This window comes from Stenotrophomonas sp. 10N36 (assembly GCF_056395005.1).
On record NZ_JBFTIS010000003.1, the window covers coordinates 207,412 to 226,575 of the forward strand.

Consider the following 19,164-nt stretch of genomic DNA (forward strand, 5'->3'; position numbering starts at 1 on the left):
CCGCGCACGCGATGCAACGAAGGCAAACGCGCCGCACCGACCAACGGTCGGCGGCGGTACGTGGTAGGTGCGGACCGTTGGTCCGCACGTGCCCCGCGCATGCGATGCAACGACGGCGGACGTGGTGTGCCGACCCACGGTCGGCACCTACCTAGTACAGATCCGTCGGATCCACATCCAGCGACCAGCGCACCTTGCGTGCCTGCGGCAGCGCGTGGATCTGCGGGGTGATCAGGTCCAACACGCCGTGCAGCGGTTGGCGTGCGGGCGCCGACAACAACAGCTGCGTGCGCTGGTACCCGGCGCGGCGCGGCATCGGGGCTGGCATCGGGCCGTAACGCTCCACCGCGGCATCGTCGGGAATCAACCCGCGCACCGCGGTGAGCATCGCGTTGGCATGCTCCACCTGCTGCGACTCGGCGCGCAGCAGCGCCAGGTGCGCGAACGGCGGAAAGCCGGCCGCTTCGCGCTGCTGCAGCTCGGCCTCGGCAAAGGCGTGGTAGCCGCCATTGACCAGCGTTTCCAGCAACGGGTGCCCGGGGTGGTGGGTCTGCAGCCACACCTCGCCCGGATCGGTGGCGCGCCCGGCGCGCCCGGCCACCTGGATCAACTGCTGGGCCAGCTTCTCGCTGGCGCGGAAATCGGCCGAGAACAGGCCCTCATCGATACCCACCACCACCACCAGCGTCAGCTTGGGCAGGTCGTGGCCCTTGGCCAGGATCTGCGTGCCGACCAGGATCCCGGCACGGTCGCCCAACGCCGCCAGTTGGGTTTCCAGCGCATCGCGGCGACTGGTGGTACCGCGGTCGATGCGGATCACCGGATAGTCGGCGAAGGCCTCGACCAGATGTTCTTCCAGGCGCTCGGTGCCAATGCCCTGCGGCTGCAGCGCCAGGCTGCCGCAATCGGGGCAGGCCAACGGCGCGGACTGGCGCGCGCCGCAGTGGTGGCACTGCAGGCGGCGGCCGCCGGCGTGCACGGTCATCGGCGCGTCGCAGCGCTGGCACGGCGCGGTCCAGCCACAGTCGTGGCACAGCAGCACCGGCGCATAGCCGCGGCGGTTCTTGAACACCAGTACCTGGTGGCCGGCCTGCAGGTGCTCGGCAATGCCCTGCAGCACCTCCGGCGACAGCCCGTCACGCAGCGGCCGCTTGCGCACGTCCAGCACGCGCACCCGCGGCGGGCGCGCATCACCGGCGCGTACCTTCAGGCGCAGGTGGGTGTAACGGCCGGCCTGCGCGTTGTGCAGCGATTCCAGCGACGGCGTGGCACTGCCCAGCACCACCGGCACGTCCAGCGCCTTGGCCCGCACCAGGGCGAAATCGCGCGCGTGGTAGCGGATGCCGTCCTGCTGCTTGTAGCTGCCGTCGTGCTCTTCATCCACCACGATCAGCCCGGCGTTGGGCAACGGGGTGAAGATCGCCGAGCGCGTCCCCACAATCACCTGCGCTTCGCCACGCGCGGCTGCAGCCCACACGCGTGCGCGCTCGTTGTCGTTCAAGCCCGAATGCAGCACGTGCACCGGAATGCCCAGGCGGGTGCGGAAGCGCGACAGGGTCTGCGGCGTCAGGCCGATTTCCGGCACCAGCACCAGCGCCTGCCGGCCGCGTGCCAGGCAGTCCACGATCGCCTGCAGGTACACCTCGGTCTTGCCGCTGCCGGTCACCCCGTCCAGCAGATAGGCGCCGAAGCCACGGGCACCGGTGATCGCCGCGATCGCGGCGGCCTGCTCGGGGTTGGGCTGGGGGCCGGCGCTGGCGTGCGCAACGGGCACCTGATGGTCCAGCGCGATCCGCTCGACCACGCCGCGCTTGGCCAGGGCACGGGCGGCGCTGCGCCAGTCGTCCATACGGGCGTCCAGCACGTCTTCGTCCACCACGCCCTCGGCCAGCAGCGCGCCCAACCGCTGCGGACGGGTGCCGGCACGCAGGCGCTCGCGCTGCGCGTGGCCGTCGGCGGTCAGCTGCCAGCCCCAGCGGTGCGTAGCAGGTACCGCCTCGCCCCGTCGCAGCGGCGCCGGCAGGGCGGTGCTGACCACCTCGCCGAGCGGGGCATGGGTGTAGCGCGCCAGCCACTGCAACGAGGTCCACAGCTCGCCGCCCAGCAGCGGTTGCGCATCGATCCAGTCCAGTGCGGTGCGCAGCGTGCCGCCATCGGCCACCACGCCGATGCCCGCCACCACTCCCACCAGCTCGCGCGAGCCGAACGGCACCCGCACCCGGCGCCCGACCATGCCGGCATGTGGCGGCTCGCCCGGCGGCGGGGCGTAATCGAACCACTGGGGCAGGGGCAGCGGCAGCGCAACCTGAACGGTCGGCGCATTCAGGTGGGGCGCGGGGCCACCGGTCAGCGACAGGATGGGGGCCGGATCGGAACTGGGCATCGCAGCAGTGTAGCGGCCCGCCCACGCCCCGGCAGCGACCATGAACACGCTTGCGGATCTCTCTGCGCGAACCTAAATAGCGGCTAAATATCTGTCCTGTCGAGAGATTCAGGCTTATCCACATCTTCTGTGGATAAGTCTGTGTGCCACTCTCGATCTCCGGGCCGTGCGTCAGGAAGTTCCGACCTCTCCCTCAACTTGGTCAAAAAATAGCCATACAACAATAGTGATTAAATTCAACAAGATAGCTGTGAAACAAAGCTGAAACATGCATCCCATGGCTATCACACCCCGTTGTACCCGCGTTTTCCTTGATGCTGTGCACAACCTGCGGCCATGACAGCGGCAATCCGGCTGCCCCGTCTTCACACGCTGCCCATATCGGCACGCCGGATTGGCCGCGCAATCGCTATCATTTCCGCAAATGATGGAGTTGCTATGACGGCTGCGACGGCCCCCCTTTCTTCTACCGCAGCCGGCGCGCTGTCGGCGTTCCTGCGCGGCGTTGAACGCCGTGCCCTGGTGGTGGCCGAGCTGCAGTGCGGCGACCCGGCCGTGGCCGAACAGGCCCTGGTGGCCGTGATGCGGGCGTTCGCCGGTATCGCCAGCGACGTGCCGATGGCGCAATGGCCGGACCGTTTCTGGATCCTGCTGGCCCACCGCACCCCCATCCGCATGCCGGCCGAGGGCGGGCGCTGGGAGGCAGGGCTTGGCCACCTGCAGGCCCTGCCGCCGCCAGCACGGCTGGCGCTGCTGCTGCGCATCGGCGGTGGGCTGGACGAAGCGGCCGCCGCACAGATCCTCGACCTGCCCGTGGCCGACTACCAGCAGGCACTGGCCGACGCCTGCCCGCGCGATGCGCACGGCCATCCCGATGCGGCCGGCTGGCGCGCGCTGGCCGAACAGGTGCAGCAGCGCCTGCGCGACCTGCCGCTGTCACGCTTGCAGAAGCTGCAGCAGCCGGTGGCCGCGCCAACCCCGGCCAACCACGATGCCGCCTCCTGGCGCACCCCGAACAAGGCCGACGCCACGCCGGCCCGGGCCCGGGCGCGCCGCAAGGGCGGGCGCCGGCTGCCCTGGAAGGGGTTGTTGATCGTGGCGGTCACTGCCGGCGTGCTGCTGGGCGGGGCGGCCTGGTGGAAACATGCCCGCACCGCGACCGACCCGGCCGCCAGCGCGCCCGAAGGCGCCGTTGCAGACGCCGGCCCGGTGCAGGTGGAAGCCCTGCCGGCCGAGGATGTGCCCGTGACCGCGCCGGCCGACCCGGCCCATGCCGCCACCGACGCGGCCATGCTGGCCGACCCGGACCTGCCGCTGGCGCGCGATGCCGACCTGTATGCCTGGTCGGCCGCGGGTGGCCCGGTGCCGGTGGATGAATCACAGCCGCAGCCCAGCCGCCCGGAAGCGGCGGCGGCCGGGTTGGAGACCAGCACCGATGAATAAACCCCTTCTGCGCGTGGCGCTGTTGCTGGCCCTGCCCGCGTTGGCCAATGCCGCCTCGCAACCGTTGCCGTTGCCTGACCGCGACACGGCGGCGCCGGCCGTCGCCACACCGGCCACCGCGGCGGCCATTCCGACCACCCGCGCTGCGCTCGACCCGGCCCAGCTGCAGGAGCTGCGCCGCCGCTACGCCGCCTGGCAGGGCCTGCCGGCGGGGGAGCGGGCGCGCATCCGCGATGCCGCGCAGCGCATGGCTGCCTTGCCACCGGCCCAGCAACAGGCGTTGCGCGCACGTTTCGACGCGCAGGACCAGCGCTTCCGCGACGGCTGGCTGCTGGGACCGCAACTGGGCCAGGCCTTCCCCAAGCTGCAGGGATTGTTCGGCTACCTGCCGGCCGAACAGCGCGAACCCGCGTTGGCCATCCTGCGCCAGCTCAGCCTGGACCAGCTGGCCCAGCTCAGCCTGGTGGCCCAGCGCACGCCGCCGCAGGAGCGCGACCAGGTCCGCAGCCAGTTCCTGGCGCTTGCGCCTGGTGCCCGCGACGCCTGGTTGAAGCAGAACGTCGGGCATTGAGCGCATTCCCGCCGCCGCGCATCGCCAGGTGCGAGCGTGGCGGCGGCGCCATCGTGTCGCAAACCGCATATTCACCCCCGGTCGTGGGTTTTGATCTGCCACGCGCGTAAGATGACCGGCCGCAACCCGGTGCCTGTGCCCTCCGCGCGCTGCCGCAGTTGCCGTACGTGATCCCCATGTCCATCGCTTCTCCTACGCCGCGCCTTTCCCAGGAAGTGCGCGCCACCGGCCTGCTCGCGCTGCCGCTGGTGCTGGGCCATGTTTCCACCGGCCTGATCTCCTTCGTCGACAACGTCATCGCCGGCCACCACGGCACCCAGACGCTGGCTGCCGTCACCATCGGCACCGCGCTGCTGTGGCTGCCGATGCTGATCCCGATCGGCACCCTGATCTCGCTCACCGCCTCGGTGTCGCAGCTGCATGGCGCTGGGCGCGAGCGCGAGATCGGCCCGCTGTTCCGCCAGGCACTGTGGCTGGCGCTCGGCCTGGGCCTGATCATGTTCACCTTCCTCACGGTGGTGCCACCGCTGCTGCCGGCGTTCGGCATCGCCCCGGACATCGTGCCCGGTGCCACCGCGTTCCTGCATGCGGTGCGTTGGGGCGGCCCGGCGCTGACGCTGTACTTCTGCATGCGCTACCTCAGCGAGGGCATGCACTGGACGCTGCCGACCATGATCCTGGGCTTCGGCGGCCTGGTGATCTTGGCGCCGCTGGGTTACATCCTCTGCTACGGCAAGTTCGGCTTCCCGGAAATGGGCGCCGAAGGGCTGGGCATCGCCTCGGCCACGATGATGTGGATCCAGGCGCTGTGCTTTGCCGGCTACCTGTGGAAAACCAAGCGGTTCGCGCACCTGCAGCTGTTTTCGCACTTCGAGTTGCCGCGCTGGGCCGCGATCTGGGACCTGCTGCGCACCGGCCTGCCCATCGGCATCACCGTGCTGATGGAAGGCGGGCTGTTCATCGTCACCGCGCTGCTGATCGGTCGCCTGGGGGCCACCGAAGCGGCGTCGCACCAGATCGCCATCAACGTGGCGCAGCTGTGCTTCATGATCCCGATGGGCGTGGCCGAAGCCACCACCGTGCGCGTAGGCCATGCGGTGGGCAGCGGCAACGGGCTGGGCGTGCGCCGGGCCGCGATTGCCGGGCTGGTGATCATCCTGGGTACCCAGACGCTGTCGGCCCTGGTGCTGCTGTTCGGCCACGACGCTATCGTCGGGGTGTACACCGCCGACATGGGCGTGGCCGCGCTGGCCTCCACGCTGCTGCTGTACGCCGCGGCGTTCCAGTTCCCCGATGGCGTGCAGGTGCTCTCGGCCGGCGCACTGCGCGGGCTCAAGGACACCCGCGTGCCGATGTTCATCGCCATGTTCTCGTACTGGGGGCTGGGCATGCCGCTCGGTGCCGGTCTGGGCCTTGGCCTGGGCATGGGACCGCAGGGCATGTGGCTGGGCCTGATCCTGGGCCTGACCGCCGCCGCCATCCTGATGGCCTGGCGCCTGCGCGTCAGCAGCCGCCGGGTCGGCCTGGCGTTGCCGCCCGCCGCCTGACGACCCCCTTACTTGTGTCCGATGCCGGTCTGCCCGGCACCGGCTATGCTGGCATTACGGCAAGAAGCCAACTGGAGTTTTCCCCATGAACCAACCCGCGCGTCGCAATCCCGTCGCCAGCTTCTTCATCGGGCTGTGGGATGTGATGAACTTTACCCGCAGGCTGATCCTCAACCTGGTCTTCTTCGGCCTGCTGTTGTTGATCCTGATCCTGTTCGTCGTGGCGATGGGCAAGGGCGCCAGCTCTGGCAACGCATTGCAGGACCGCACCACCCTGGTGATCGCGCCGGAAGGCCGGCTGGTCGAGCAGTTCAGCGCCGACCCGGTCAGCCGCGCGCTGTCCAAGGCGATCGGTGACAACAGCGCCGAGGAAGTGCAGCTGCGCGACCTGATCCGCGCCCTCGATGCGGCCCGCACCGACAAGAAGATCGAGCGCGTGGTGCTGGAGCTGGACAAGCTGCAGCCCAGCGGCTTTGCCTCGATGCGTGAAGTGGCTGCCGCGCTGCAGGAACTGCGCGCCGCCGGCAAGCAGGTGGTGGCCTTCAGCGAAAACATGAGCCAGTCGCAGTACCTGCTGGCCGCGCAGGCCGACGAGGTCTACCTGGACCCGATGGGCGGCGTGGTGCTGGAAGGCCTTGGCCGTTACCGCCAGTACTTCCGCACCGGCCTGCAGGACAAGCTGGGCGTGGACGTGCATCTGTTCAAGGTGGGTGAATACAAGTCCGCCGCCGAGCCGTACGTGCTCGACGCCGCCTCGCCGCAGGCCAAGGAAGCCGACCTGTTCTGGATGAACGATGTGTGGCAGCGCTACCTGGGCGACATCGCCAAGGCGCGCAAGCTTGACGCTGCACAGCTGGCTGCCGGCATCGACACCATGCCCGAAGGGATCGCCGCCGCCGGTGGCGACCTGGCCAAGTTCGCCCTGCAGCAGAAGCTGGTGGACGGGCTGAAGACGCGCGAGGAAGTGGAAGACCTGCTCACCGATCGCGGCGTTGCTGACGAAGACGCCGACGGCGGCTTCCGCAGCGTGAACCTGGATGCCTACCTGTCCGCGCTGGACAGCCGCCGCTCGCCGGTGGATTCGCGTCCGCAGGTAGCGGTGATCGTGGCCGCCGGTGAAATCGCCGGTGGCGACCTGCCGGCCGGTCGCGTCGGTGGCGTGTCGACCTCGGCCCTGTTGCGCGAAGCCCGCGACGACAAGGACGTGAAGGCGGTGGTGCTGCGCGTGGATTCGCCCGGCGGTGAAGTGTTCGCCTCCGAGCAGATCCGCCGCGAAGTGGTGGCGCTGAAGGCGGCCGGCAAGCCGGTGGTGGTGTCGATGGGCGACCTGGCTGCCTCCGGTGGTTACTGGATCAGCATGAACGCCGATCGCATCTACGCCGATCCGTCGACCATCACCGGGTCGATCGGCATCTTCGGCATGATCCCGAACGTGGCCCGTTCGCTGGACAAGATCGGCGTGCACACCGATGGCGTGGGCACCACGCGCTTCGCCGGTGCGTTCGACATGACCCGTCCGATGGACCCGGCCGTGGGCCAGGTGATCCAGTCGGTGATCAACAAGGGCTACGCCGATTTCACCGGCAAGGTGGCCGATGCACGCAACAAGCCGGTCGAGGCGGTCGATGAAGTCGCCCGCGGTCGCGTGTGGAGCGGTGCGCAGGCCAAGGAGCGCGGTCTGGTCGACGAATTCGGTGGGCTCAAGGCTGCCGTCGCCGATGCGGCCAAGCGCGCCAAGCTGGGCGAGGTGGACAAGGTTCGCGTGCGCTACATCGAGAAGGGCGCCACGCCGTTCGCGCAGTTCATGAGCGGCTTTGCCGGCAGCCACGCCGGTGCGTGGATGCTGGGTGAGTCGGGCATGGCGCGGCTGATGCTGGCCCGTTCGATGCCGGAGCTGGATACTCAGCTGCGCTTCGTCGAAGACGCGGCCCGCGATCCGCGCGGCAGCGCACCGGTGAAGGCACTGGCGTACTGCTTCTGCGGCTTCTGATGCGCTGACGCGCACGCGATGAAAAAACCCGGCCAAGGCCGGGTTTTTTTTGGGGTTCCAGACCCGGTAGAGCCACCCCATGGGTGGCTGCTCTCCGATCCGGCGCCACGCGCAGCCACCCATGGGGTGGCTCTACCGATGCGATCCAGCGCCATGCGCAGCCACCCATGGGGTGGCTCTACCGGTTGGCGGGGGTGTCGCTGGCGGCTTCTTCGGCGGCGCGGGTGTCCGGCGCCTTTTCCAGCATCTCGCGAGCCGCCTTGGCCTTGTCCAGCGGCTGCTGGATGGAGTCGCGCAGTGCGGTGGCCTGCGGCTCCGGCGGTTTGTCCGGTGCCGGTGGAACCGGTCGGTTGCAGCCGGCCAGGGCCAGCAGCGCGGTCAGCGGCAGGACGACACGGATGTTCATGGCAAGCGCACCTTGATGGCCGGGGAGGACAGTGTCGCACCGTCGCCGCCGGCGTGCATGCGGGGCGGACCATGTGCAGGGGCTGCGCTATCCTGCGTCCAGCGCACCGCATGGTGCAGTGCGCAGCATCACGGGGCAGGGCCCCGCGCAGGAGATACAGGTGAGCGCGCAACGTTGGCGATTGGATGGGCAGACCGCCTTGATTACCGGTGCAAGTGCCGGCATCGGACTGGCGATTGCCCGGGAACTGGCCGGGTTCGGCGCGGACCTGTTGATCGTCGGGCGCGATCCCGATGCGCTGGAAATGGCCCGCGATGAACTGGTGGATACCTTCCCCGACCGCGAAATCCACGGCCTCGCCGCCGACGTCTCCGACGACGAGGACCGCCGTGAGATTCTCGACTGGGTCGAAGACCACAGCGATGGCCTGCACCTGCTGATCAACAACGCCGGCGGCAACATCACCAAGCCGGCCACCGAATACACCGAAGACGAATGGCGCGGCATCTTCGAGACCAACCTGTTCTCGGCCTTCGAGCTGTCGCGCTACGCGCACCCGCTGCTGGCCCGGCACGCCGCCTCGGCGATCGTCAACGTCGGCAGCGTGTCCGGCCTGACCCACGTGCGCAGCGGCGCGGTGTACGGCATGACCAAGGCGGCCATGCACCAGATGACCCGTAACCTGGCCGTGGAATGGGCCGAAGACGGTATCCGGGTCAACGCGGTGGCGCCGTGGTACATCCGCACCCGGCGCACGTCCGGGCCGTTGTCCGATCCGGATTACTACGAAGAGGTGATCGACCGCACCCCGATGCGGCGCATCGGCGAGCCGGAGGAAGTGGCGGCCGCGGTGGGGTTCCTGTGCCTGCCGGCGTCCAGTTACGTCACCGGCGAATGCATCGCGGTGGATGGTGGGTTCCTGCGGTACGGGTTTTGAGGCCGATTCGCGGGCGGTAGCGCAGCCGACCAACGGTCGGCTCTACCGGGATGGGGTGGCGCAGCCGACCAACGGTCGGCTCTACCGGATGGGGTGGCGCAGCCGACCAACGGTCGGCTCTACCGGGGTGGGGTGGCGCAGCCGACCAGTGGTTACGGGATGGGGCAGTCGCTGTCGGCGAGGATGGCTTGCAGGCGTTCGCGTTCGGCTGTTGCCAGGGCCGCGTTTTCCGGCGTGGCGAAGCGCTCCCGTCCGCGCGCATCGCGGAAGCGCTGCTGCCAGCTGTTGCAGCGCTGTGCTTCAACGACCGGCGCGCAGATATCGCGGATCACTTCGCAACCGGCCGCGTTGAGCGGCGTGGTGCCGCCCAGGCCGGTGACGGTCATCAGTTCGCAGTGCGGCGGCGCCGGTTCGCGTTCGTGCAGGTAGCCGCCGCCGTCGCGGCCCTGGCAGGCGTAGATCTCCGGCAGCGGCTGCTTGGCCACGGCGTCTGCTTCGGCCTGCTGCTGGGCCTGGCGGCGCACCACGTCGCTGTCCAGGATGGCCGTGCCCTCGGCTGCTACCGAGGTCTGCACATCGCCGGCCAGCAGTACCTGCAGCGGCGCGTGTGCCAGGGTGACGGCGGCACCGGCCGGATCGGCGCTGGTCGGCACCGCGGCCGCCACCGGGGCGGGCGTCGGCACCGCCGCCGGTGCAGCGCCGCTGGCCGGCGCGGTGAAGCGCTGGATGCGTTGCTGCGTGCCCGGCGGGCAGGGCGCGTTCTGTACGGTGAGGGCGCCATCGGCGGCCGTACACCGGAACAGCACCACATCCTCCGCGGCATGCGCCGGTGCGGGCAGGCACAGCCACACCGCGAGCAGTGCCACGCTGCCGCGGGGCGCGGCGCGGCGCATCATGGACAAGAGGGGCAGGGAAGCGATGTGCATCGGGTCGTGGTGGCAAGGCCGAAGGCGTAGCGAAGTGCGCATTGAAGCACGTGCTAGCGGCAGTCGCGTTCCAGTCGCGCATCCACGCTGCGCTGCTCGCGGGTGAGCGCGTCGCGCTGGCCCTGCAGCGCACTGTTGTACTGGCGCACCAGTTCCCAGCGACGATCCTGCAGGCGTGCGCAGACATCCTGCTGCGGCAGCGGGTTGCACGCGTCGCGCACCAGCACGTTGCCGGCGGGCACCACGGTGTCGGTGTAGGTGCCGGGGTAGACCTCTCGGCTGCCTTCCCAGTGCGTGCTGCCACTGCCCACGCTGAGGCTGCCGCCCACGTGCGGGCCGCCGCCGGAGATCGACAGCGAGCCGCCACTGGAACTGACCGAGCCCGATCCCGCGCCGGACCCCATTGGGGCGATCGGCGGCAGGGGACGGTGCGGACGGCCGCCCCCGGGCGGGCGATGGCCGCCGCCATACGGCAGGTACACGCTGGTCCAGATCGGGACCCAGCGCGGATTGCCCTCACCACTGTCGCTGGTATAGCGGCTGCCGTCGTCGCGTACGCATTCGTACAACGGCTGCGGCGGCTGCACGTACACGTGGCGCACCTCGCGCTGCGGCGCGGCCGGTGCCGGCGTGGCGGTGGGGTCGCGGTCGCTGCGCACCACGCGCGGGGCGGGGTCGCGCGGGCGTTGCATGTCGCGCACTTCCTGGCGCCCGTCGCGGCAGGGCGCATCCTGCAGCGACACCGCGCCATTGCTGCCCACGCACCGGTACACGCGCACGTTGCCGGCGTCCTGCGCGGCCAGTGGCGCGCTGACGCAGCACAACAGCAGGGACAGGCGCAGGGCGGTCGTTCGGGGCATGGGTCCAGTGTGCGGCTTTACCGGCAGCGGCGCAAAACAGCGGGCATGGGGGCTGCTCAGCTGCGCAGTATCTGCCCGCTGAGCGCGTCGCGGATCGGGGTGGGCTGGGCCAGTCCGCCGGTGTCGCCGTCGATCAGGCCATCCAGCAGTGGCAGCAGCGCGGGGTCCAGTTCGGTCCGGGTCCGCGCCGGTGGCTTGCCGGCCAGGTTGGCGCTGGTGGACACCAGCGGGCCGCCCCAGGCGCGACACAACGCGGCCACCAACGGGTGCGCGCTGATGCGTACGGCAATGCCGCTGTGTGCGCCGGTGATCCAGCGCGGTGCGCGCGGGCCGGCCGGCAGGATCCAGGTGTTCGCGCCAGGCCAGCTGGCCAGCACCACGGCCTGGCGTTGCGCCGGCAAGGCCTGCAGGCGCACCCAGTCGTCGAGCTGGGCCAAGTCGGCCGCCACCAGGATCATGCCTTTCTCGACCGGGCGCTGCTTGAGCTGCAGCAGCTTCATCACCGCCGCCTCGTGGGCCGGATCACAACCCAGGCCCCAGACCGCTTCGGTGGGGTACGCCACGACCCCGCCTGCGCGGAGCACGGGCAGGGCGGTATCCAGGGTGAGTTCGTTCATGGCGGCAACAGCGGGCGTGGGCATAGGCCCACATTATCCGCCCGCGGCGTGGCAACCGGGTGATCCCCGCGCAGATCCACGCATGGCGTGGGCCTGCGCCGGTGGAGGCCCTCAGGCCTTCTTGGCGACCGTCTTCTTGGCGACTTTCTTGGTGGCCGCTTTCTTGGTGGCTGCCTTCTTGGCCGGTGCCTTCTTGGCGGCGGCCTTCTTCGGCGCAGCCTCCTTCTTCACCGTGGCCTTCTTGGCGACCACTTTCTTGGCCGCCTTCTTGCCGAAGCCCTTGCGCACCGGCTTGCCGGTTTCTTCCATCAGCTGCTGCACTTCGGCCAGGGTCAGCGACGCCGGCTCACGATCCTTGGGGATCTTGCCGTTCATCCTGCCATCGCTGATGTACGGGCCGAAGCGGCCGTTCAACACCTGGATGTCGCTGCCTTCGAACTCCTTGATGATCCGGTTGCGCGCGATCTCTTCCTTCTCTTCGATCAGGAACACCGCACGGGCCAGGTCGATCGTATAGGGGTCGTCTTCCTTCTTCAGCGAGGCATAGGTGCTGCCACGCTTGGCGAACGGACCGAACCGGCCGATGCCGACGCTGACGTCTTCGTCCTTGTCCTGGCCGAGCGCGCGCGGCATCAGGAACAGCTCCAGCGCGTCTTCCAGGGAAATGGTGTGCATCGACTGGCCCGGGCGCAGCGAGGCGAACTTGGGCTTGTCTTCGGCATCCTCGGCGGTACTGCCGATGGCCGCGTACGGCCCGAAGCGGCCCAGCCGCACGCTGACCGGCTTGCCGGTCTTGGGGTCGGTGCCGAGCTCGCGCGCGCCACTGGCTTCGGCGCGGTCAACCGACTCGTTCTTCTCTTCAACCAGCTTGCTGAAGGGGTCCCAGAAACGGGCCATCAGCGGAATCCAGTCTTCCTCGCCACGCGACACCGCATCGAGTTCGTCTTCCAGCTTGGCGGTGAAGTCGTAATCCACGTACTGGGTGAAGTGGCTGGACAGGAACTTGGACACCGCACGGCCGACGTCGGACGGACGGAAGCTGCGGCCTTCCATTTCCACGTACTTGCGGAACAACAGGGTCTGGATGATCGAGGCGTAGGTCGACGGGCGGCCGATGCCATATTCTTCCAGCGCCTTGACCAGCGCCGCTTCGGTGAAGCGCGGCGGCGGCTGGGTGAAGTGCTGGTCGGCCACGATGCGATCGAGCGGCACGCGGTCGCCGGGCTTCATCGCCGGCAGCTTGCGGCCTTCGTCGTCATCCTCGGCGCTCTTGGTGTCCTTGCCTTCTTCGTACACGGCCAGGAAGCCGGGCACCACCACGGTGGTGCCGCTGGCGCGGAACACGTGTTCGCTGCCGGCCGACAGGTCCACGCTCACGGTGTTGAGCGTGGCCGGGATCATCTGGCAGGCCACGGCCCGCTTCCAGATCAGTTCGTAGAGCTTGCGCTCGTCGTCGGTCAGGAAGCGTGCCACCTGCGCCGGGGTCCGCAGGGCCGAGGTCGGGCGCACCGCTTCATGCGCTTCCTGGGCGTTCTTGGACTTGGTCTGGTAGGTGTTGGGCTGGTCGGGCAGCGAGGCGATGCCGTAATCGCGGGCGATCACGTCGCGGATCTCGGCCAGCGCGTCCTGGGACAGGTTGACCGAGTCGGTACGCATGTACGAGATCAGGCCGACGGTGCCTTCTTCCTCGCCGATGGCCACGCCTTCGTACAGCTTCTGCGCCACCTGCATGGTCTTGCGGGTGGTGAAGCCCAGCTTGCGCGAGGCCTCCTGCTGCAGCGTGGAGGTGGTGAACGGCGGGGCCGGGCGGCGCTTGCGCTCCTTGCTGGCCACGTCGGTGACGTGCAGCGCGCCCTGCGCGGCCTGCTGGATGCGCAGGCGTGCGGCTTCGGCGGTATCGCCGTCGGTCACGGTGAACTGTTCGAACTTCTTGCCGTCCAGCTTGGTCAGGCGCGCGGTGAACGGCTGCGAGGGATGCGCACAGGCGGCATCGATGCTCCAGTACTCGCGGGCGATGAAGGCTTCGATCTCTTCCTCGCGCTCGACGATCATGCGCAGCGCCGGGCTCTGCACGCGGCCGGCGGACAGGCCGCGCTGCACCTTGCGCCACAGCACCGGGGACAGGTTGAAGCCCACCAGGTAGTCCAGCGCGCGGCGTGCCTGCTGCGCATCGACCAGGTCACCGGCGATCTCGCGCGGGTGGCCCATGGCTTCCTTGATGGCGCGCGGGGTGATCTCGGTGAAGACCACGCGCTGCATCGGCTTGTCCTTGACCAGCCCGCGTTCCTTCAGGATTTCGGCGATGTGCCAGCTGATCGCTTCACCCTCGCGATCCGGATCGGTGGCCAGGAAGATGTCGTCGGCGCCCTTGGCAGCCTTGACGATGGCATCGACGTGCTTCTCGTTCTTCTCGATGAGGTCGTACCGCATCGCGAAGTTGTTGTCGGGATCGACCGCGCCTTCCTTCGGCACCAGGTCGCGCACATGCCCATACGAGGCCAGGACGGTGTAGTCCTTGCCGAGGTATTTGTTGATCGTCTTGGCCTTGGCGGGCGATTCGACGATGAGCAGGTGCTTGGGCATGTCAGATTAATTCTGTGGGCAGCAGCCCGGGAGAGGGCGCTAGGGTGGAGCAAATGGCCGCATTAGTGAAGGGCAGCGGGCGATTTCCATAAACTGAACGCCCGGGTATGCGCCGGGCGTTCAGCTTTTCCTCTTATTAGAGGAATCACGACCGAGCCGCTCGTGTCAAGCGGCCCGGTGTGAGGGCGGGGTCAGGACATGGACGAGGCGATGACCCCGATCATGGCAATGCCCACGCCGATGGCGGCCACGGTGACCAGGCCGGAAACCACCAGAACCACGATGGTGACGGTGCCGAGGGCCGGCTGCTGCAGGTGCTCGTTTTCGGTGTACGCCCATTTGTCGACCACCACGGTGTCGCAGATCATGTCGTGCAGGGCCTGCTTGCGCTCGGTGAAGGCGGCCATGATGAAACCGATCATCAGGGTCAGGCTGCTCAGCAGGAAGCCGAAGTAGCGCCCGATGCCGCGGCCCAGGGTGAGCCGTTCGCCATTGCCACGCACCACCTTGATGCCCACGGCCATCTTGCCCAGGGTGGCGCCACCGGCCGAGGCGTGGAAGCCGGCGTAGTAGGCCACGCCCAGTGCCAGGCCGGCGACCATGGCCAGCAGGCTCATCACCAGCGCCACCGACTCGTTGCCCGACACCGCGCCGATGCCGTTGAAGATCAGGCTGATCGGAATGTTGACCACGCTGACCACCACCGAGTCGAGGAAGTAGCTGGCATAGCGCTTCCAGAACCCGGCGTAGACCACGTTGCCGCCACCCACCACTGCCGCGTTGGCATAGCCACCGGCGGCCGGTGCGGTGTACGGCGAATGGGTGCCGCCACCGGTGCCCGGCAGCGGCGCGGTGCCGTTGTCGATGGCCGTGTAATCGCCGCGCAGGTCGAAACCGCTGCCCAGGTTCTCCGCAGCGCTGCTCAGGTTCTGCAGCTGCAGTTCGTCGACCGCCTCGGACAACGGCTTCCACTGTGCAAAGCCCTCACGCCAGACCAGCGTGGTCAGGCTGATCTGCGCGCGCTGGAAACGCAGGCGCATCTCGTCGGCGGTCAACGGGCCCTGGCGTTCCTGGCCATCGGCGAAATACCACTCAGTCATTGCTTCAATCCCCTTTGGGTTCATCCATGGACATGCGTCCGTTGTCAGCCGCGGCAGTGCTGCGGCAGGTACTTGTCATCCGGCTCGCCGGTGCATTCCCACTGGTGCAGTTCCGGGTCGAAATCCAGCCACAGCTGCTTGCCGTCCAGGGCCGCTTTGTCGGGTACCGACAGCTCGGCTTCGATGCCGCAGTGGCTGTTGTCGAAGCGACCGATCCGCACCGCCGCCAGGTCGCCGCTGGCATAGCTTTCGGCCGGCTGGAATCCGTCGTCGTCGTTGACCGGGCAGCGCCCGTGGGTCTGCACGAACTCGCTTACCTGCACCTTGATCGGGTCCAGTTCGGTGATGGCCTGCGCGGTCTTGGAGCGCAGCACATACTCCTGGTAAACGGGCAGGGCGATCGCGGCAAGAATGCCGATGAGCACCACCAGCAGCAGGCCGACGATGCCGGCCACGATGCCGGCGATGGCGCAGCCGGACAGACCCTGACGCGGCGGTACCGACGTGGCGGCCATGGCGGGCGCGGCAGCGGCCGTCAGCGGCGGGGCAGGCGTGGGCGGCACCGGGCCGGGCGCGGGGCTGTCCACGGGGATCTGCGGCGGCAGTGCAGCAGCGAGGGTGTCTGTTTCGGCAGGGATGTCGGCCACAGGCGCCGGCGGCGCGGCCAGCACCAGGCCGATCTCGTCGGCCACCTCGCGCAGCGGTTGCCACTGCGCCATACCCTCGCGCCAGACCAGCGTATCGGCCGCAATGCGGCTGGACTGGTACAGCGCGATCAGTTCATCGGACGCCAGCGGCCCGCGCTGCTGGCGATTTCCTTCTGCATAGAACCACTGGCCCACGGCACGCTCCTGAATGCGCTAGGCGCCCAGTGTACGGTCAGTGAAGCGGTTCCGGTTCGTCAATGAACATCTGCGTTTCCATCCAGGCGTAGGCGGCCTCGGACCCGGGCTGGTTGAACAGCACCATCAGCACCACCCACTTGAGGTCGTCCAGGTCCAGCTCGTCCTGGTCCAGGGCCATGGCGCGGTCCAGCACCAGCTCGCGCTGGTTGGCGTCCAGAATGCCGTGCTGCTCCAGGAACATCAGGAAGCCGCGGCCTTCAACGTCCAGCTTGTCCAGTTCCGGTCCGTGGTAGATGCGCACCGGGCCATCGACCCGGGCCACGTTCACGGCCGGGCGCTGGTCGGCGAGGGCATCGAGCCAGTCGAACGCTTTCTTGATTTCGGTGGGGCTGAAGCCGGCCTGTATCAGGCTGTTCTGGAGGGTGTCGCGGTCACGGACGAGGTCCGGGTCCTCGCTGAAATAATGTTCGAACAGGTACAGCAGGACATCCAGAATGCTCTCTTTCATTGCCCCTCGGCCTGCGTCAACGACGCTGTGGAGGTGAAGAAACTAGGGTTTTCGACAGTAGCGGCCATAGGCGGCAACCACCTTTCCTTCCAGTTCCATGACCAGCAGCATGGCCGACAGCTGGGCCGTCGTCAATCCGCTGCGTTGGATCAATGAATCCATACCCGTTGGGTTGTCATCCAGTGCCTGCCACAAGCGCTGGTAGTCCGGGTCGGGGAAGGAGGGGGCGCGCCGAGGCGCCGGTCGTGCCTGTTCAGTGGGGGCGTCCAGCCGGGTTCGCAAGGCCTGGCCCAGGGTGCCGGCCAAGGCGGTCAGCCCGGCGATCACTTCGTCGGGGTGCTCCACCAGCATCACGCCCTCGCGGATCAGCCGGTGGCAGCCGCGCGCCCGCGGGTTGCGTACCGAGCCGGGCAGGGCGAAGACCTCACGCCCGGCCTCGGCCGCCAGCCGGGCGGTGATCAGCGCCCCGGACCGCAGCGCCGCTTCGATCACCACCGTGCCCAGGCTGAGCCCGGCGATCAGCCGGTTGCGCGCGGGGAACTGGCCGGCCTTGGGCGCGGTGCCGGGCGGATACTCGCTGACCACCGCGCCGCCTTGGGCGATCCGCGCCTGCAGGGTGGCATGGCGCGGCGGGTAGGTCTGGTCCAGGCCGGTGGCCACCACCGCCACCGTCACGCCGCCCGGCACCCGCAACGCCGCGTCATGGGCGCGCCCATCCACCCCGGCGGCCAGCCCGCTGACCACCGACAGCCCGCTGCGCGCGAACGCGGCGGCGAATTCGGCCGCCAGCTCCGCGCCGCTGGGCGACGGCGTGCGACTGCCCACCACGGCAACCCCGGGATGCCAGAGCATGGCCGGGTCGCCCTGCACGAACAGCACCAACGGGGCCTGGGGATGGTGGCGCAGCAGCACCGGGTAGTCGTCGCTGTGGATCGGCAGCAGGTGGTGGCCCGGTTGCGAGGCCCAGTGATGGGCCCGTGCCAGTGCAGCCGGGTCGGGGTGGGCCAGCCGCGCGCACTGCTCGGCGGTGCAGCCGCTGGCCCGCCAGCTCGATGGCCCGGCACGCAGCGCAAGGGCGGCATCGGCGTGGGTCTGCAGGAGGCGCCGCCGCGGCGGCAGGGGGCCGCCGGCCAGGACCAGGCGGAGCAGGGCGTCGCGGGTGTCAGGCAGGAGGGTTTCGCACATCCGCCAAGGCTAGGCCGCATACAACAACGGCGCCCTGGGGCGCCGTCGGAGTAGTGCGTAGGGTTTTGCGTTTACTGAGCGTCAGGATGCTTCGCTGCGTACCCGACCAGCACCGGCTTGACCCCCTGCATCACCAGCGCATAGCTGACCTTGTCGTAGGTGCGGAACACCATCGCATGGGCTGCGTATTCGTCGGGCAGGGTGATGCGGCCGGCGCCGTCGGTGAGCGAGTCGTCCATCCGCGACGAACCGGGGAACTTCATCCGGTTGGCCACGTGGCGGCCCTGGCGCCACAGCGACACCACGGTGCCGTTGTCGATGCCGTCGGCACTGCCGGCCGAGATCGCCACGATGTCGCGCGGGCCACCGGACAGGAACATGTCGGTGACGGCCAGTACGCGGATATCCAGGCCTTCGGTCTGGGCGGCCGGAACGTGCGGGAAGAACTGCAGGTCGTACGGTTTGGCCTCCACCGGCACCAGGCGATCACCGACCCGGACTTCACGTCCGCCGATCTGGGTCTGCAGGGCGATGGTGGTCACATCCACGTTGCCAGACGCCACCTTCGTGACGGTGCCAACGTTGACCTGGGCCAGCTCGTAGCCCAGCGTCTGGTTGCGCTTGCTGGGCACGAAGAAGTCTTTCCAGAGGTTGCCGCTGCCCGGGGTGACGTCACCGTTGGCGGTCAGTTCCTCGGTCGGCTTGGGCAGCGCGAAGCGCACGGTCGGGCGGACCACGGACCAGCGCTGGCCCACTGCAGCCCCTTCCAGCCCGCGCACATAGGCGGTCTGGCCACTGGTGGCACGCAGGCGGTTGTCTTCCAGGCCCGCCACGAACGGCAGCGACTTGACCTCGTCGACCACGCTCAGCTGCTTCAGGAAGGGCTCGACCTGGTCCAGTGGAATGCCGGTGATCGGCGCTTCCTGGCGCGGGCCGGGCTGGGCCACGACGCGGTCCAGGTAGGCCAGGCTCAGCACGTCACCCGGGTAGATCAGGTGCGGGTTCTTGACCTGCGGATTGGCCTGCCAGATTTCCGGCCACAGCCACGGCTTCTTGAGGAAGCGCGCGGAAATGTCCCACAAGGTATCGCCCTTGCGGACGACGTAGGTATCCGGGTGCCCGCCATTCACTTCAACGGCGGTAGCATAGGTGGCAACGGTCAACATCGCCACGGCGACGACCGTACGAGTACGTTCAAACATAGGTGGTGCCTGATTCCCCAACAGGTTGCCGCACTATAGTCCAGAAACCGGGGCGCAGGGC

The 19,164-nt window shown here is 68.8% G+C and carries 16 protein-coding genes; 5 read left to right on the top strand and 11 right to left on the bottom strand.

Going from position 1 to position 19,164, the window contains the following annotated elements; all coding sequences use genetic code 11:
- Positions 1–151: 151 nt before the first annotated feature.
- On the bottom strand, positions 152–2,326 hold the full coding sequence (locus AC1DCJ_RS05860) for a primosomal protein N' (protein ID WP_478070397.1): 2,175 nt from the start codon (positions 2,324–2,326) through the stop codon (positions 152–154).
- Between the two features lie 495 nt (positions 2,327–2,821).
- Between AC1DCJ_RS05860 and AC1DCJ_RS05865 the strand changes: the two genes are divergently transcribed.
- The 4 genes from AC1DCJ_RS05865 (at position 2,822) to sppA (ending at position 7,934) form a co-directional block, all read left to right on the top strand.
- Positions 2,822–3,826: a hypothetical protein gene (locus AC1DCJ_RS05865; protein ID WP_313245879.1), complete on the top strand. Its 1,005-nt coding sequence runs from the start codon at positions 2,822–2,824 to the stop codon at positions 3,824–3,826.
- Positions 3,819–4,397, top strand: a complete 579-nt coding sequence (locus tag AC1DCJ_RS05870; protein WP_478070361.1) for a DUF3106 domain-containing protein — start codon at positions 3,819–3,821, stop codon at positions 4,395–4,397. Before AC1DCJ_RS05865 ends, AC1DCJ_RS05870 begins: the two co-directional genes overlap by 8 nt.
- 176 nt (positions 4,398–4,573) lie before the next feature.
- Positions 4,574–5,944 (top strand): MATE family efflux transporter, encoded by a 1,371-nt coding sequence (locus AC1DCJ_RS05875; RefSeq protein WP_448134526.1) that lies wholly within the window; start codon positions 4,574–4,576, stop codon positions 5,942–5,944.
- An 85-nt stretch (positions 5,945–6,029) separates the two neighbouring features.
- Positions 6,030–7,934, top strand: a complete 1,905-nt coding sequence (sppA, locus tag AC1DCJ_RS05880; RefSeq protein ID WP_137190498.1) for a signal peptide peptidase SppA — start codon at positions 6,030–6,032, stop codon at positions 7,932–7,934.
- A gap of 178 nt (positions 7,935–8,112) precedes the next feature.
- Here the strand turns inward: sppA and AC1DCJ_RS05885 are convergent, their stop codons facing one another.
- Positions 8,113–8,340: a hypothetical protein gene (locus AC1DCJ_RS05885; protein WP_137190497.1), complete on the bottom strand. Its 228-nt coding sequence runs from the start codon at positions 8,338–8,340 to the stop codon at positions 8,113–8,115.
- Between the two features lie 160 nt (positions 8,341–8,500).
- On the opposite strand from AC1DCJ_RS05885, the gene AC1DCJ_RS05890 reads away from it, so the two are divergent.
- Complete coding sequence (locus AC1DCJ_RS05890) at positions 8,501–9,277, top strand: SDR family oxidoreductase (RefSeq protein WP_137190496.1); 777 nt, start codon at positions 8,501–8,503, stop codon at positions 9,275–9,277.
- Positions 9,278–9,429: 152 nt separating this feature from the next.
- On the opposite strand, the gene AC1DCJ_RS05895 is transcribed toward AC1DCJ_RS05890, so the two are convergent.
- The 9 genes from AC1DCJ_RS05895 to AC1DCJ_RS05935 form a co-directional block, all read right to left on the bottom strand.
- Positions 9,430–10,203, bottom strand: coding sequence for a hypothetical protein (locus AC1DCJ_RS05895; protein WP_478070362.1), 774 nt, complete (start codon positions 10,201–10,203; stop codon positions 9,430–9,432).
- A gap of 53 nt (positions 10,204–10,256) precedes the next feature.
- On the bottom strand, positions 10,257–11,063 hold the full coding sequence (locus tag AC1DCJ_RS05900; protein WP_478070363.1) for a DUF4124 domain-containing protein: 807 nt from the start codon (positions 11,061–11,063) through the stop codon (positions 10,257–10,259).
- Positions 11,064–11,119: 56 nt separating this feature from the next.
- On the bottom strand, positions 11,120–11,680 hold the full coding sequence (gene tsaC, locus AC1DCJ_RS05905; RefSeq protein ID WP_141057678.1) for an L-threonylcarbamoyladenylate synthase type 1 TsaC: 561 nt from the start codon (positions 11,678–11,680) through the stop codon (positions 11,120–11,122).
- Positions 11,681–11,791: 111 nt separating this feature from the next.
- On the bottom strand, positions 11,792–14,263 hold the full coding sequence (locus AC1DCJ_RS05910; RefSeq protein WP_478070364.1) for a DNA topoisomerase I: 2,472 nt from the start codon (positions 14,261–14,263) through the stop codon (positions 11,792–11,794).
- A gap of 191 nt (positions 14,264–14,454) precedes the next feature.
- Positions 14,455–15,363, bottom strand: a complete 909-nt coding sequence (locus AC1DCJ_RS05915) for an RDD family protein (protein WP_320488911.1) — start codon at positions 15,361–15,363, stop codon at positions 14,455–14,457.
- A 44-nt stretch (positions 15,364–15,407) separates the two neighbouring features.
- Entirely contained in the window at positions 15,408–16,205 is a 798-nt protein-coding gene (locus tag AC1DCJ_RS05920; protein WP_478070365.1) for a GYF domain-containing protein, read from the bottom strand.
- Positions 16,206–16,242: 37 nt separating this feature from the next.
- Positions 16,243–16,716, bottom strand: a complete 474-nt coding sequence (locus tag AC1DCJ_RS05925) for a DUF494 family protein (RefSeq protein WP_038685975.1) — start codon at positions 16,714–16,716, stop codon at positions 16,243–16,245.
- 42 nt (positions 16,717–16,758) lie between these two features.
- Entirely contained in the window at positions 16,759–17,901 is a 1,143-nt protein-coding gene (gene dprA / locus AC1DCJ_RS05930) for a DNA-processing protein DprA (protein ID WP_137190490.1), read from the bottom strand.
- A gap of 71 nt (positions 17,902–17,972) precedes the next feature.
- Positions 17,973–19,103, bottom strand: a complete 1,131-nt coding sequence (locus tag AC1DCJ_RS05935) for a LysM peptidoglycan-binding domain-containing protein (protein ID WP_141057674.1) — start codon at positions 19,101–19,103, stop codon at positions 17,973–17,975.
- Positions 19,104–19,164 lie beyond the last annotated feature (61 nt).